Origin of the sequence: Paraburkholderia flava (genome assembly GCF_004359985.1) — a bacterium.
Taxonomy (GTDB): Bacteria; Pseudomonadota; Gammaproteobacteria; order Burkholderiales; family Burkholderiaceae; genus Paraburkholderia; species Paraburkholderia flava.
In genome coordinates, this window is the sequence record NZ_SMRO01000003.1 from 134369 (window position 1) to 148160 (window position 13792).

Below are 13792 nucleotides of genomic sequence, written 5' to 3' on the forward strand. Positions count from 1 at the left end.
TTCAACGCCTCACTGGAAAATGCCGAGCAGCGTCTGGAACAGCGTCGACGCGGTCTGGATAACTTTGCTGTTCGCCTGATACAGCTGCTGGTACTGCAGCAGGTTCGCTGCTTCTTCGTTGGTATTGACGCCCGACACGGACTGCTGCGCGGACGTGATCTGCGACACGAGCGAGGCCTGCGCCTTGTTCTGCGTCTGCACCTGGTTCGTCTGGTTACCGATCGTGTTCACGTAGTTCGCGTACGCGTCGGTGAGCGTGTTCGAGCCGCCGTTCAGCGCCTTCGCGGTGACGAGGTTCGACATCGTGAGCGCGTTGCGGCCGTCGTTGCCGCCGCCGGTGTTGCTGGCGATCGAGAACGTGTCGCCGTTGTTCGGCGTGCCGCTGATCGTCACCGTCACCGCATTCATCGAGCCGGCCGGCGCGGGCGTCGTCGCGCTGTTGATCGTCAGCGTCGCGCCGGTGGCCGGGTTGTATGGCACGGGCGTCGTGCCCGCCGCGTTGATCGTGATGCTGGTCGGCGGCGAACCGGCGATCGTCACCACCGAGTTCGGCGGGAAGCCGGTGAACTGCGCGGGCGTCGTCGTGTTGTCATAGGTCAGCGTCGTCGTGCCGGTCGGCAGCGAATAACCGGTGCCGACCGTGCCCTGCGTGATCGATCCCGCGCCGCTGTTCGTGTTGCCCTTGCTCGCGAGCACCGGGCCCGCCGCCGCAATCGAGCCGCCGGTGCTGTCGGTAGACGCGAAGTTGTCGAGCGCGCCGCGCGTCGGCTGCACGGTGAACGAATCGCCGGCGTTCATCGTGCCGGTCACCGAGAACTGCAGATTGACCTTGTTCGTCGCGAGATTGGTGTTCAACGCGGCGAGGCTCGCTCCGGAGCCGACCACTGCAGACGTTTCGTTGTCGGTCAGCGTGTAGTTCGTGCCGTCGAACCCCAGCGTGTAGTCGCTCGTCGGCGGTTGCGCGGCGTTCGTCAGCGTCGCACCGAGCGTCGCGCCGCCGGTGTTCTTCTGGTTCGCGTAGATCGTCGGGTTGCCGACGCTGAACAGATTGCCGCCGGCATTGCCCGACAGATTGATACCGAGCGCGTTCTGTGCGTTCACCTGCGCGGCGAAGCTGGTCGCGATCGCACCGAGCTGCGCGGCGGCCGGATCGAGTGTCTGGCTGCGGAACTGCAGCAGGCCGCCGAGTGTGCCGCCCGAGACGCTGTCGTCCGACAGGGTCTGCGGTGCAGGTGCGGGCGTCGCGCCGGCGAGCCCGAGATAGGTCACCGATTGTTCGGTCGGGTCGCCCGGCGAGGTCGCCGTGCCGAGATTGAAGCTCTTGTCCGCGAGCACGAGCGGCTGGCCGTTGCTCATGAACAGGCTCTCGCTGCTGCCGTTCTGCACGACCTGCACGCCGACGAGCTGGGACAGGTTCGACACCGCGAGATCGCGCTGGTCGAGCAACTGGTTTGGCGGCTGGCCGGAGGCGCTCGCGGTCGTGATCTGCGCATTCAATTGTGCGATCTGCGCGGTGTAGCTGTTGACCTGCGACACGGTGCTCGACAGCTGCGTGTTGACGCTCGCGCGCAGCTGGTCGTATTGCTGGCCGGCTGCGTTGATCTGGTTTGCGAGCGTCTGCGCGTTGCTGGCTGCGGTCTGCCGCGCAGCCTGATCGGCGGGACTGTTCGCGACGCCCTGCAGGCCGGTGAAGTAACTCGTGATCGCGGTCGAGATGCCGGCGGTCGGGCTACCGACCAGGTTGTTCAGCTGTGCGATCAGCGTGTAGTACGTATTGAGCGAGCCGCCCGTCGACTGCGCGCTGTTCAGCTGGGCCGTCAGATACTGGCTGTACTGGCGCTGCACGGTCGTCGTCGTCACGCCGCCCGGCATATAGCCGGAGCCGGTGTACTGACCGCTCGCTTCCGAGTACACGGGACGTTCGACCGAATAACCGGGCGTCGTCGCGTTGCTGATGTTCTGTCCCGTCGTCGACAGTCCCCATTGCGCGGCGTTGAGCCCGCTGAGGCCGATGTTAAAGAGGTTGCTGGACATGCGTCATCCTGGAATGGGAATGGCGAGCGTCGGAAGCAGCAGCCCGGCGCGTTGCGTGAACTTTCTGTATATCGGCGCGGCGGCGGGAAAATTGAGGGCCGGCGCGGCTTGCGCGCCGGCATCGCGCTATGCGCGTACGAGCGACCGGCGCTTCATTTCGAGCTGCGTGATGAGTCGTTGCAGCGTGTTTTCTGCACTGCCCGGCAGCGCGAGAAAGCGCAGTCCGAGCTGATGGCGCTGCATGCCGTTCGGCAAGGCGACCGCGCGGTGCGACACCAGTTGCAGATCGAGCGACAGCGTGCCGAGCGAACCCAGGCTCAACTCGACGTCGGGCAGCGTGACGCCCAGCGGCAGTTCGGCCGCGCGGGTGTCGGTCGTGCGCACGCCCACGCCGCCGAGCGACAGGTCGTGCACTTCGAAGCGGAACGTGTCGCCGTCCGGCAGACAGCCACGGCAGACATACGGATCGAGCACCGGCGCATCGACGCGGAAATACTCGCGACGCTGCACGTGATAGAGCACGTCCGGGAAGTCGGCTTCGAATGCGGGTAGTCCTTCGAAATTGCGCTCGCGCGGCGCGGGCGTCGAGAACTCGATACGCACGCCTTCCGGCGCTGCGCGGAACTGACAGCGCGGCGCGGCGAGCAACGTGTGGTTCGCATCCTGCAGCGCGCCCCAGTCGAACGTGAAGGTGCGGCTGCGCACGTCGACTTCGAGAATCCGCGTGACCAGCTGGCCGCCCTTGTACTGCACCGTCAGGAAGTCGCCGCGATTCACGAGATTGCGCAGCTGCACGCCGATCTCCAGCGGATTGCGCCGGCCGAAATCGCGATCGTCGTGTTCGAGCGGGGCGTCCGGTGGGCTGATGGCTTCGTTCTGGCCGGTCGACTGGGTAGTATCCATGGGCTTGCCGGTGTGCGTGGTCATGCGCACGCGCAGCCATGCCTCTGAATTCCCGGACAGGCTGCCGCGCGCGTTCGGCCGGAATGGCAGCGAAGCCTTCCGGTCGTCGGGTCTTCCTGATTAGCGGCAGCGGGCAGCGAAAGTTTAGGGGATTCTCGCTAAATATTTCATACCATTTGGGCGGCAAGGCGCCTGCCGGCCGGGGGCAACGCGTGCGACAGGTTCGAGCGATGCGGTTAGGCCGACCGTCACGGGGACGGCCGGCGGTCCCGTCTTGTACAGCGACATGGCCCCGTCGCATTCCTGCCTCGTTCAGCTTTCCTCGTATGGACTGCATCGCGAACCCCGCTTCGGTGTCGTGTCGACACCGCCCTTCGTGGCCCATCCTTCAGGCCATTTTCTGCATGATCGAAATCAGCTTCTTCGCGTAGTGCGGATCGGTCGCGTAGCCCGCGCGCTGCATGCCGTGCGCGAAACCGGCGACGTCGTGCGACGAATTGAGCACCTGCGCGTAACGCGGATTCGCCTTCAGCATGCTCGCGTAATCGGTCATCGCGGCTTCGTACGAGTCGTACGCGCGGAACTTCTCGACGACGCGCTGCGGCTTGCCGTTCACGTACTCGGTCGTCAGCGTGGACACGGTCTTGCCGGTCCAGTCTTTGGTCGCCTTGATGCCGAACACGTTGTGGCTCGACGAGCCGTCGGTCTTCTTGATCTCACTCTTGCCCCAGCCCGATTCGAGCGCGGCCTGGCCAATGATGAAGCGCGCCGGAATGCCGGTCGCCGCGCTCGCGGCCTGCGCCGGTGCGGCGAGCTTGTCGACGAACGCATCGACCTTCTGCGACGTGCCGTCGCCACGCAGCGGCGGCGTCAATGCGCTGTTCGCCGAGTAGCCCTTGCCCGATGCGAGCGCGCCGTTCGCGGCGTTGTTGCCGTACGCCTTCGCGAGCGCGTTCAGCGCGGCGTTGTTACCCGAGTCCGCGTCGCCGCCCTGACCGGAATTGCGCATCAACTGCTTCAGCATCGCGTCCGCGACGCCAATCCCCTTCGACGACATCTGCTGCGACAGCTGCTGGTCGAGCATCGACGTGAACGTCGCGCTGTCGTGCGAATCGAACGGGCCGTCGGACGGCGTCGCTTCACGCATGCTCTTCAGCATCATCTGCGTGAACACCGCGTCGAACTGCTGCGCGGCCATCTTCATACCGGCCTGCGGCGATGCCTTGGCCTGCTCACGCAGCGCGTCGAAACCCTGCACGTCGAGCGCGAAGCGCTGCGTCAGGTCGTTGGCGGTGCGGGAAGGATCCGAGTTGTTCATCGTCGTCTTCCTTAGATGATTTCAAGGTCGGCGCGCAGCGCGCCCGCTGCTTTCATCGCCTGCAGTATCGACATCAGATCCGCAGGCGTGGCACCCAGTGCGTTGAGCGCCTTCACCACTTCGGCGAGATTCGCGCCGGCGGACAGCAGTTTCACTGCGCCGTTGTCCTGCTTCAACTGAATCTGCGACTGCTGCGCGACCACGGTCTGACCGTTCGAGAATGCGCCCGGCTGGCTCACCACCGGCGTCGTGTTGATCACGACCGACAGATTGCCGTGCGCGACCGCGCAGCTTTGCAGCGTCACCATCTGGTTCATCACGATCGAGCCGGTGCGCGCGTTCAGGATCACCTTCGCAGCGGCCAGCGCGGGCCGCACGTCGAGGTTCTGCAACTGCGCCATGAACGCGACCTGCTGTTCGCTGCCGGCCGGCGCGCGCAGCTGGATCGTGCGGCCGTCGAGCGCGGTCGCCGTACCGCTACCGAACGCGTTGTTCACCGCCGCGACGATGCGCTGCGTGGTGTCGTAGTCCATGTCGTTCAGTTCGAGCTGCATCATGCCGCCCTGCGACACTGCGCTCTGCACCGCGCGCTCGACGATCGCTCCGCCCGTGATACGCCCTGCCGCGAGCTGGTTCACCTGCACGCGGCTACCGTTCGCACCGGCACCCGCACCGCCGACCGCAAGGTTGCCCTGGCCGAGCGCGTAGACCTGACCATCGGCGCCCTTTAAGGGCGTGAGCAGCAGCGTGCCGCCGCGCAGGCTCTTTGCATTGCCGAGCGACGACACGGTCACGTCGATTGCTTCGCCGGGTCGCGCGAACGGCGGCAGCGTCGCGGTGACCATCACGGCGGCGACGTTCTTCAGCTGGATCGTCGACAGCGACGACGTGCCCGAATTGCTGCCGCCCGCCGACTGGTTGTTGATCGAGATGCCGAGGTTCGCGAGCATGTTCGCGAGCGTCTGCGTCGTGAACGGTGTTTGCGTGGTCTGGTCGCCGGTGCCGTCGAGGCCGACGACGAGGCCGTAGCCGATCAGCGGGTTGTCGCGCACGCCCTGGATCGACACGAGATCCTTGAGGCGCTCGGCGTGTGCGGCGGGCGCGACCGCGCCGGCCAGCGCGAGGCCCACGCAGACAAATCCGAGCGAGCGATGCAGCGATGAGAAAAGACGAGCGAAGTTCATGATTACCACGGCGCCACGTTAAGGAAGAAACGCTGCAGCCAGCCCATGCTTTGCGCTTCGTTGATGTAGCCCTTCGCCGAGTATTCGATCTTCGCGTCCGCGACCTGCGTCGAGAACACCGCGTTCAGTCCGGAGATCGTGTTCGGATTGACCACGCCCGAGAAGCGGACGAATTCGTTGCCCTGGTTGATCAGCATCTGCTTCTCGCCGCTCACGGCGAGATTGCCGTTCGGCAGCACGTTGGTCACCGTGACGGTGATCGTGCCGTTGAACGTGTTCGACGCGTTCGCGCCGCCTGCCGCGTTGAACGTGTTGTCGCCCTTCGCCGCGAGGTTCGCCTTGCCGAACAGTCCACCGAGGAAGCCTGCGGTCGGCACGCTGAAATCGGTTGCGGTCGTGCGGTTGGTATTCGCACCCGACGACTTCGTCGCGTTGATGTTCTCCTGGATCACGATCGTCAGGATGTCGCCGATGTTGCGCGGGCGCTGGTCTTCGAACAGCGGCCGGCCGGCGTAGCCCGGGTTGTAGATCGAACCCGGCGTCTGCGCCTGCGGCGGCACCGGCGGATAGGCCGTCATCGGCTGCTGGGTGATCGGCTGCTTCGGCACGAGCGCGCAGCCGCCGAACGTCATGACGACGAGTCCGGCCGCGACGAGCCGCGTCGCCGCCCCGAGGCCGAAAGCCCCGGAACGTGCTACCTGGCGCGAAGTACGGATGAAGTGCGACATCTTGATTACCTTGCGGATATTCCCCGACTGCTCTCGTGCCGTTTTTATACTGGCATCTGGCTGAGCGTCTGCAGCATCTGGTCGGACGTGGTCACGGCCTTGCTGTTGATTTCGTACGCGCGCTGCGTCTGGATCATGTTCACCAGTTCCTGCACGACGTTGACGTTCGATCCTTCTACGTATCCCTGATTCAGCGAACCCGCGCCGTTCAGTCCCGGCTGCGTGACGTTCGGCGTGCCCGACGACGACGTCTCCGCGAACAGGTTTTCGCCCTTCGCGTCGAGGCCCACCGGGTTGATGAACGTGACGAGCTGGATCGCGCCGATCTGCACGCTGTTGCTCGACCCGGCCTGCGTCACCGACACCGTGCCGTCGCTGCCGATCGTCAGACCCGTCGCGTTCTGCGGGATCGTGATCGCCGGGATCACCTGATAACCGCTCGACGTGACGAGCTGCCCCTGCTGGTTGGTCTGGAACGAACCGTCGCGTGTGTACGCGAGCGTGCCGTCGGGCATCTGCACCTGGAAGAAGCCCTGCCCGTTGATCGCCACGTCCTTCGAGTTGCCGGTCTGCGACAGCGCGCCCTGCGTGTACAGACGTTCGGTCGCGATCTGCTGCACGCCGGTGCCGAGCTGGATGCCGGACGGCAGTTCGGTCTGCTGCGTCGAGTTCGCGCCCGGTTGCCGCACGGTCTGATACAGCAGATCCTCGAACACGGCGCGCGAACCCTTGAAGCCGTTCGTGCTGACGTTCGCGAGGTTGTTCGAGATCACGTCCATCTGCGCCTGCTGCGCGTTCATGCCGGTGGCGGCGATATACAGTGAGCGGTTCACGGTGTTTCTCCTGGCTGGGCCTGGGTACTGAGTAAGTCTGGGTGAATCCGGTGGAGCGATGCTCGTGCGCCGCGCCGCCGTTCGTTCTTTATTCGTTGCTGCGTTGCTGCGTTACTTCATCAGCTGAAGTTGAGCAGCTGGTTCGCGGCCTGCTCGTTCGTATCGGCGGATTCGAGCAGCTTCGTCTGCATCTGGAACTGGCGTGCGTTGGTGATCATCGAGACCATCGCCGCAACCGGGTTCACGTTGCTGCCTTCGAGCGATTCCGGCGCGAGCACGACGTTCGGATCCGCGTCCGCCGGATTGCCGTCGACCGTGTGAAAGAGACCGTCGTCGCCCCGTTGCAATGCGGACGGATCGGGGTTCACGAGCTTCAACTGATCGACGACGGCGATTGCAGTCGGCGGGTCGCCCGGCACCAGCGCGGACACCGTACCGTCCTTGCCGATCGTCACTTCCGCGCCCGGCGGCACCGACAGCGGGCCACCGTTGCCGATCACCGGCAGGTTCGAAGCGTTGACGAGCTGGCCGTTCTGGTCGACGTGCAGGTTGCCGGCGCGCGTGTACGCCTCGTTGCCGTCGGCGGTCTGCACGGCCAGCCAGCCCGGACCCTGCACCGCGACGTCGAGCGGATTGCCCGTGCGTTGCAGCGGACCCGGCGTGTAGTCCGCGCCCGGCGTCGACGCGAGCACGAACGTACGGGTCGTGTCCGTGCCGCCCTGCGTGCCGTCGCCGAAGTTCATCGGCACGGCGCGAAAGGTGGCCAGCTGCGCGCGGAAACCCGTCGTCGATGCGTTCGCGAGGTTGTTCGCGACCACGGCCTGCTGTTCGAGTGCCTGCGTGGCACCCGTCATCGCGGTATAGATCAGGCGGTCCATGATGTGCTCGGTCGGTCCGGCGCTTACAGGTTGATCAGCGTGCTGTCGACGGTCTGCTGTGTCTTGATCGTCTGCGCGTTCGCCTGATAGTTGCGCTGCGCGGTGATCAGGTCCACCAGTTCGCTCGTCAGATCCACGTTCGAGTTCTCGAGCGCACCGCCCTGCAGCGTGCCGTGGTTCGTGCTGCCCGGCGTCGAGATCTGCGCGACGCCCGATGACGCAGTCGCTTCGTACTGGTTGCCGCCGAGATTCACAAGGCCGTTCTGGTTCGCGAAGTTCGCGAGCACGATCTGACCGAGCGCCTGCGTCGCGCCATTCGAATAGTTGCCGGTGAGCGTGCCGTCGGTGCCGACCGTGAAGTTGGTCAGCGTGCCGGCCGAGTTGCCGTCCGGCAGCATCTTGGTCACGCCGTCGGGGCTGCCGAACTGCGTCGTGCCGGCGATCGCGAGTTGCAGCGCCTGCGGCGTCGCCGAGCCGTCGGCGTTCGGAATCGTGAAGTTGAACGTGAGCGGCGGCGTGGTCGCGGCGCCGGCGGCGTCGGTCGTGCCGGTGAGATTGCCCGACGTGTCGAACGTTGCGGTGCCGACCTTCGACGTCGTGCCGGTCGCCGTGCCTGCGTACACGTCCCACGTGCCGGTCGCCGACTTCACGAAATACATGTTGACCTGCTGCGAGCCGCCGAGCGAGTCGTACACGTTGGTCGACGTCGAGTAGCTGTAGGTCTTGTTGCTGGTCGGGTCGAACGGCGTGACGGTCGGCACCGTGTCCTGTGCGTTCAGGTTCAGGCCGGCGGTGATGGTCTTCGTCGCGACCGGCGGAATGTTGCCGGTCGGGATCTGCAGCGGCACGGTCTGCGCGGTGTTGATGACACCGTTCGAGTTCGCTGCATAGCCCATCAGTTGCAGGCCGTCCGAGCTGACGATGAAGCCGTTCTTGTCGAGCTGGAACACGCCGTTGCGCGAATACGTGAGCGAGCCGTTGTTCGACATCTGGTAGAAACCGTTGCCGTTGATCGCGACGTCGAGCGCCTGGTTGGTCACCGTGATCTGGCCTTGCGAGAACTGCTGCTGCACCGACGCGAGTCGTGTGCCGAGGCCGATCTGCGTGTTCACCGCGGTCGCGACCGAGTTCGCGTAGACATCGGCGAACTGCGCCTGACCCTGCTTGAAGCCGACCGTGTTCGCGTTCGCAATGTTGTTGCCGATCACGTCCAGATCGTTCGATGCACCTGCCAGCCCGCTCAAACCTTGTTGGTAACCCATGACGGTCTCCGTATCCGATGTAACTGAAAAGCGCTAGAAAGCGTTAGAGAATCGCGCCGACCTGCGTGAGGCCGATCGTGCTGCCGTTGGACAGCAGCAGGCCCGTCGAACCGTCGGCCTGCTGGACCACGCTCGCCACCGTCGACGCGGACAGCGTCGTGGCCGTGCCGGCCTTGCCGTTGACCGTGCCGGTCGCCGAAATCGTGTAGTTGCCGTCCGGCAGCGCGGTGCCCGACGCATCGCTCGGCGTCCACGAGAACGGCGTCGAGCCGGCCTTCACGCTGCCGAGGTTGATCGTCTCGACGATCTGCCCCGCCGAGTTCTTCACCGACACCTGCACGTTCGACGCATCGCTCGTGAACTGCAGACCGAACGGCGTGCCCTTGCCGCTCGCAACCGACACGGTGCTGCCCGGCGTGAGCACGGTCGAACCGATCAGCAGCGACGCCTGCGGCTGCTGGCTCGCCGACAGCTGCGTCGCGAGCGACGTCAGCGACGTGTTCAGCTGGCTGATGCCGGTCACCGTGTTGATCTCGGCGAGCTGCGACGTCATCTGCGAGCTGTCCATCGGGTTGGTCGGATCCTGGTTCTTCATCTGCGCGATCAGCAACTGCAGGAATGTGTTCTGCAGATCGCTGCCCGACGTGGCGCTGCTCGTGCTGGAACTGCTGCTCGAGCTGCTCGTGCCGTTCATCGTGTCGAGCAACGTCGGCGAAACGGTCGTGCCGTTGTTGCCGATAGTGGTCTGGGTGGTCACGGGGTTCTCCTCAGGTACCGATCGTGAGCGTCTTCAGCATCAGCTGTTTCGCGGTGTTGAGCGTCTCGACGTTGGCCTGGTACGAGCGCGACGCCGAAATCATGTTGACCATTTCTTCGACCGGGTCCACGTTCGGCAGCGTTACGTAGCCGTCGGCGTTGGCGGCCGGGTTGCCCGGGTCGTAGGCAGTTTTCATCGGCGACGGATCGTCGATCACGCCGGTCACCTGCACGCCGCCGACCTGCTGGCCGGATGCGGTGCGCGCGCCGCCGAGCGGATCGACCGCGAACACGACCTGCTTCGCCTTGTACGGCTGGCCGTCGGGGCCGGTCGTGCTGTCCGCGTTCGCGAGATTCGACGCCGTGACGTTGAGCCGCTGCGACTGGGCGGACATCGCCGAGCCCGCGACGTTGAAGATGTTCATCAGGGATGGCATGGCTGGTCTCTCTGTGTGGTCTCTTGCTTGCGTTGCTCCGGGTGCGGCTTCGCTTGATCGATGTGCACTTACGAGCCCGACGTGATCGCCGACAGCATCGACTTGATCTGCGCCGACAGCACCGTCATCCCCGATTCGAAGTGCAGCGCGTTGTCCGCGAACTGCACGCGTTCGGTGTCGAGATCGACCGTGTTGCCGTCGAGCGAGGGCTGCGTCGGATTGCGGTACTGCGGCGTGCCGTAGTCGTCGCTCGGACCGCCGGTTGCGACGAGGCGCGACGTGCCGGTCATGTGACCCGGCTGCGTCGACACCATCGACATGCCGCTCGTCACGCCGGCCGGCTGCGTCATCGCGAGCGGCCCAGCGTTCGACGCGCCCGGCGTGCCGCCGCTGTTCTTCAGCGCGCCGGCCAGCGACGTCGCGAAGTCGACGTCGCGAGCCTTGTAGCCCGGCGTGTCGGCGTTCGCGATGTTCGACGACAGCAGTTCCTGACGGTACGCACGCACATCGAGCGCCTGGCGTCCAAAGGCGAATTCGGCATCGAGTTTGTCCAGCATCGATCTCTCCGGGGAACGGTTTAAAGCCTTGTGCGGCGACGCGATGCGTACTCCCGCACCCGACGCATACCGCAGAGGCCTTTTGCCATGACGTGCATCTTATGAGCCGGACGCAAGCGGCAATCGGACGAATAACCGGGGAAGGCGCCCTCTATTCGACGTTTGCGCGAGAGGCCGCGTCTCTAGAATGCAAGTCGTACTGTTGTCTGCGGCTGTGTTGTCCGCTGCTGGTTTCGATGTCGACGGAGAAAGAACCCATGTCCCAGTCCGCTCTCGCTGTCCGGTCCCGCGCATGTCGCGCGGCGCGGCTGCTGCGCATCGCGGCGCTGGGGTTACCGTTGTTCGTCGTCGCGCCTTCGGTTGCTTTTGCGCAGGACAGCGGCGGTCCGATCGTGATCCCCGGACCCGGTGAAAAGAATCCGGCCGCACTCGCCGAGCTGGCGAATCACATGACGAGCGCCGCACCCGCGAAGACGACGGCTTCGATGCCTTCTTCGGCTGCGCTTTCCGCTGCGCTCGGTCCGTCGACACCGCGTAGCGACGATCGCTTCACGCAAGCCGCGAATGCGAGCGGCGCGATCGTGATTCCGGGCACCGGCGATGTCGTGGCACAGGCAACGCGTGTGCTGCCGCCGGCAATGCCTGTGGCACAGGTAACGCGTGTGGCACCGACAATGCCCGTGGCACCGGTAACTCCCTCCGCACCCGCGATCCGCCGTGTGAGCTTCACACCAGCCGCTGCCGAACCGCCGATCCTTCCCGAACCTGCCGGCATCGTTCGCGCGAACCTGGCCGCCTCGTCGCGCGACGTGATGCCGGTCGTGGTCGCGCCGGCCACCGCACAACCCGGCGTGCGGGCCGCGCCGATCGCCGCGAACCCAGCGCGTGCGGTGCTACCTGTTCAAGTCGCCGCGCTGAAGCCGCAGCCCGCCGCGCTCAAACAAACCGCACCCGTGTCGCAACCCGTCGCGGCTACTGTCAACGCATCACCTGCCGGCGCACCCGCGATGCAGGACGGCGAAACGATCCGCCGCGCTGCGCTCGCGTGGTTGCAGCAGCAGGCAGCCGGACTGCCAGGCAAGGTCGAGATCACCGTCGCGCCGGTGTTTCCGCGCGGACTCGCCGCGTGCACAACGCTGTCGCCGTTCATGCCGACCGGCGCCCGGCTGTGGGGCCGCACGACCGTCGGCGTACGCTGTGCAGGCGAACGTCCGTGGACGCTTTATCTACAGACGAAGGTGTCGATCCACGCGACCTACTATCTGGCCGCGCGCGCGCTCGCGCCCGGCGACGTGCTGACCTCCGCCGATCTCGTCGCGCGCGACGGCGATCTCACCGTGCTGCCGATGGCGATCGTCACCGATCCGTCACAGGCCGTCGGAGCGGCAGCGCTGACGCGTGTCGCGGCGGGCATGCCGCTGCGTCAGGACATGCTGCGCAGCTCGGCATCGGTATCGATCGGACAGACGGTGCGGGTCGTCGCGCAGGGACAGGGTTTCGCGATCTCCGCCGAAGGCAGTGCGATGAACAACGCAGGGCCGGGCCAGCAGGTGCGGGTGAAGACCGCCAGCGGCCAGATCATCAGCGGAATCGTGAAAGACGGCTCCACGGTGGAGATCCAGCTGTGAACGGTCGCATCCGCCCGGACGACGGTTTGCAGACGGCGCGCACCGGTTGCGCTAAAGTTTTGATTCGTGCATGCCGTTATCACGATCAAATCGTTCAGGAAGCCAATCGTGAAAGTCGATTCCACCACCAGCACCAGCTTGCAGACGTTGAAAGACGGTCTGCCGCGCACCCAGCAGAACGACGCTGCGACCACCGGCACAGCCACGCAGGGCACAGCATCTGCCCCGCAGACGGCGTCGGGCGACGCGAACGTGAACCTGTCGGGTTTGTCCGCACACCTGCGCAGCCTTGCGGCATCGGGCGCGGCGGATATCGATATGGGGCACGTCGAGTCGGTTCGTCAGGCGATCAAGGACGGCACGCTGACCATCGATTCGAGCAAGATCGCGGACGGCGTACTGCAGACCGCGCGCGACCTGCTGCAGAACAAGACACCGACGAGCGGCAGCTAAACGCCGCGTCGTTCTACACACCGGCGGCTGTGCCGCCGGACGGTATTCATCCATCCGGCCCGCGTGCTTCACGCGGGCCGGTTTGTTTTTGCGAGTCACAACGATGAGAGACGCCCTGCTGGCCACCCTGATCGACGAGCATGCGAGCGTCGAAGTCTTCGCCTCAGTGCTCGCGCTCGAAGAGCAGGCACTGACGGTCGCGCATCCGCTCGAGCTGCTGCCGCCGATCGTCGAGAAGAAAACCGAGCTGATCGAACAGCTCGCCGCGCTCGAACAGGTGCGCGATGCGCGCCTCGCCGAGATGGGCTTTCCCGCCGGCACGCAAGGGATGACGCTCGCCGCCGAGGCCGACAAGCGCATCGCCGCGCAGTGGTCGCTGCTGCAGCAGGCCGCGCAGCGCGCGTGGAGCCAGAACACGACCAACGGCGTACTGATCCGCACGCGGATGGACTACAACCGCCGCGCGCTCGAAGTGCTTCAGGTGATGCCGCAGAACACCGGCTTCTACGGGCCGGACGGGCGGATTCCGGCATACGGGGTGTAACCCACCGGGGTGCCCCGACGTAGCAGTTCCGTCGTGGATGAAAAATGAAAACGGCCCGCAAGGGCCGTTTTCATTTGCACGACGACACATCGTGCCTACCCACCTTATCTCCCAATACAGGCCGATCGGCTGAGTAGTTTCGCCGACGCACCCCCGGTCAAATAACCGGGCCGGCTGCGTCTGCGTGCGTGTCCATCCCGGATAGCAATTCGCGGCCCTTACTCACCCTCAAGTCGCCTCGGCGCACTGGAAAAGGTGTGTATTCGTGTGTAGCATA

Annotated in this window: 14 protein-coding genes; 3 read left to right on the plus strand and 11 right to left on the minus strand. The window is 65.4% G+C overall.

Annotated elements, in window-relative coordinates; translation table 11 throughout:
* Window positions 1–9: 9 nt before the first annotated feature.
* The 11 genes from flgK to flgB form a co-directional block, all read right to left on the minus strand.
* Window positions 10–2034 (minus strand): flagellar hook-associated protein FlgK, encoded by a 2025-nt coding sequence (gene flgK / locus E1748_RS23040; RefSeq protein ID WP_133649600.1) that lies wholly within the window; start codon window positions 2032–2034, stop codon window positions 10–12.
* Window positions 2035–2160: 126 nt separating this feature from the next.
* Entirely contained in the window at window positions 2161–2937 is a 777-nt protein-coding gene (locus E1748_RS23045; protein WP_133649601.1) for a flagellar brake protein, read from the minus strand.
* A 388-nt stretch (window positions 2938–3325) separates the two neighbouring features.
* A complete protein-coding gene (flgJ, locus tag E1748_RS23050) occupies window positions 3326–4255 on the minus strand; it encodes a flagellar assembly peptidoglycan hydrolase FlgJ (RefSeq protein WP_133649602.1) in 930 nt (309 codons plus the stop codon).
* Between the two features lie 11 nt (window positions 4256–4266).
* Window positions 4267–5439, minus strand: coding sequence for a flagellar basal body P-ring protein FlgI (locus tag E1748_RS23055; protein ID WP_133649603.1), 1173 nt, complete (start codon window positions 5437–5439; stop codon window positions 4267–4269).
* A gap of 2 nt (window positions 5440–5441) precedes the next feature.
* The gene (flgH, locus tag E1748_RS23060; RefSeq protein WP_240766826.1) at window positions 5442–6071 is read right to left on the minus strand and encodes a flagellar basal body L-ring protein FlgH; all 630 of its coding nucleotides are present in this window, start codon (window positions 6069–6071) and stop codon (window positions 5442–5444) included.
* Between the two features lie 140 nt (window positions 6072–6211).
* The gene (gene flgG / locus E1748_RS23065) at window positions 6212–7000 is read right to left on the minus strand and encodes a flagellar basal-body rod protein FlgG (protein ID WP_133649605.1); all 789 of its coding nucleotides are present in this window, start codon (window positions 6998–7000) and stop codon (window positions 6212–6214) included.
* Between the two features lie 119 nt (window positions 7001–7119).
* Window positions 7120–7878: a flagellar basal-body rod protein FlgF gene (flgF, locus tag E1748_RS23070; protein ID WP_133649606.1), complete on the minus strand. Its 759-nt coding sequence runs from the start codon at window positions 7876–7878 to the stop codon at window positions 7120–7122.
* A 23-nt stretch (window positions 7879–7901) separates the two neighbouring features.
* Window positions 7902–9140: a flagellar hook protein FlgE gene (gene flgE / locus E1748_RS23075; RefSeq protein WP_133649607.1), complete on the minus strand. Its 1239-nt coding sequence runs from the start codon at window positions 9138–9140 to the stop codon at window positions 7902–7904.
* 43 nt (window positions 9141–9183) lie between these two features.
* Entirely contained in the window at window positions 9184–9897 is a 714-nt protein-coding gene (locus E1748_RS23080; protein WP_133649608.1) for a flagellar hook assembly protein FlgD, read from the minus strand.
* 10 nt (window positions 9898–9907) lie between these two features.
* The gene (gene flgC, locus E1748_RS23085; protein ID WP_133649609.1) at window positions 9908–10333 is read right to left on the minus strand and encodes a flagellar basal body rod protein FlgC; all 426 of its coding nucleotides are present in this window, start codon (window positions 10331–10333) and stop codon (window positions 9908–9910) included.
* Between the two features lie 68 nt (window positions 10334–10401).
* On the minus strand, window positions 10402–10890 hold the full coding sequence (gene flgB, locus E1748_RS23090; RefSeq protein WP_133649610.1) for a flagellar basal body rod protein FlgB: 489 nt from the start codon (window positions 10888–10890) through the stop codon (window positions 10402–10404).
* A 257-nt stretch (window positions 10891–11147) separates the two neighbouring features.
* Here flgB and flgA point away from each other — a divergent pair, with 257 nt between their 5' ends.
* The 3 genes from flgA to E1748_RS23105 all read left to right on the plus strand — a co-directional run bounded on the left by flgA (window position 11148) and on the right by E1748_RS23105 (window position 13515).
* Window positions 11148–12518: a flagellar basal body P-ring formation chaperone FlgA gene (gene flgA / locus E1748_RS23095; protein ID WP_133649611.1), complete on the plus strand. Its 1371-nt coding sequence runs from the start codon at window positions 11148–11150 to the stop codon at window positions 12516–12518.
* Window positions 12519–12626: 108 nt separating this feature from the next.
* Complete coding sequence (gene flgM / locus E1748_RS23100; protein WP_133649612.1) at window positions 12627–12971, plus strand: flagellar biosynthesis anti-sigma factor FlgM; 345 nt, start codon at window positions 12627–12629, stop codon at window positions 12969–12971.
* Between the two features lie 103 nt (window positions 12972–13074).
* Window positions 13075–13515 (plus strand): flagella synthesis protein FlgN, encoded by a 441-nt coding sequence (locus E1748_RS23105; RefSeq protein WP_133649613.1) that lies wholly within the window; start codon window positions 13075–13077, stop codon window positions 13513–13515.
* The last annotated feature ends 277 nt before the right edge of the window (window positions 13516–13792 follow it).

What these genes read in the sequence shown, in the direction of transcription:
- flgK (WP_133649600.1), bottom strand. Translation starts at nt 2,034, where the DNA reads ATGTCCAGCAACCTCTTTAACATCGGCCTCAGCGGGCTCAACGCCGCG.
- E1748_RS23045 (WP_133649601.1), bottom strand. Translation starts at nt 2,937, where the DNA reads ATGGATACTACCCAGTCGACCGGCCAGAACGAAGCCATCAGCCCACCG.
- flgJ (WP_133649602.1), bottom strand. Translation starts at nt 4,255, where the DNA reads ATGAACAACTCGGATCCTTCCCGCACCGCCAACGACCTGACGCAGCGC.
- E1748_RS23055 (WP_133649603.1), bottom strand. Translation starts at nt 5,439, where the DNA reads ATGAACTTCGCTCGTCTTTTCTCATCGCTGCATCGCTCGCTCGGATTT.
- flgH (WP_240766826.1), bottom strand. Translation starts at nt 6,071, where the DNA reads ATGACGTTCGGCGGCTGCGCGCTCGTGCCGAAGCAGCCGATCACCCAG.
- flgF (WP_133649606.1), bottom strand. Translation starts at nt 7,878, where the DNA reads ATGGACCGCCTGATCTATACCGCGATGACGGGTGCCACGCAGGCACTC.
- flgE (WP_133649607.1), bottom strand. Translation starts at nt 9,140, where the DNA reads ATGGGTTACCAACAAGGTTTGAGCGGGCTGGCAGGTGCATCGAACGAT.
- flgC (WP_133649609.1), bottom strand. Translation starts at nt 10,333, where the DNA reads ATGCCATCCCTGATGAACATCTTCAACGTCGCGGGCTCGGCGATGTCC.
- flgB (WP_133649610.1), bottom strand. Translation starts at nt 10,890, where the DNA reads ATGCTGGACAAACTCGATGCCGAATTCGCCTTTGGACGCCAGGCGCTC.
- flgA (WP_133649611.1), top strand. Translation starts at nt 11,148, where the DNA reads ATGTCCCAGTCCGCTCTCGCTGTCCGGTCCCGCGCATGTCGCGCGGCG.
- E1748_RS23105 (WP_133649613.1), top strand. Translation starts at nt 13,075, where the DNA reads ATGAGAGACGCCCTGCTGGCCACCCTGATCGACGAGCATGCGAGCGTC.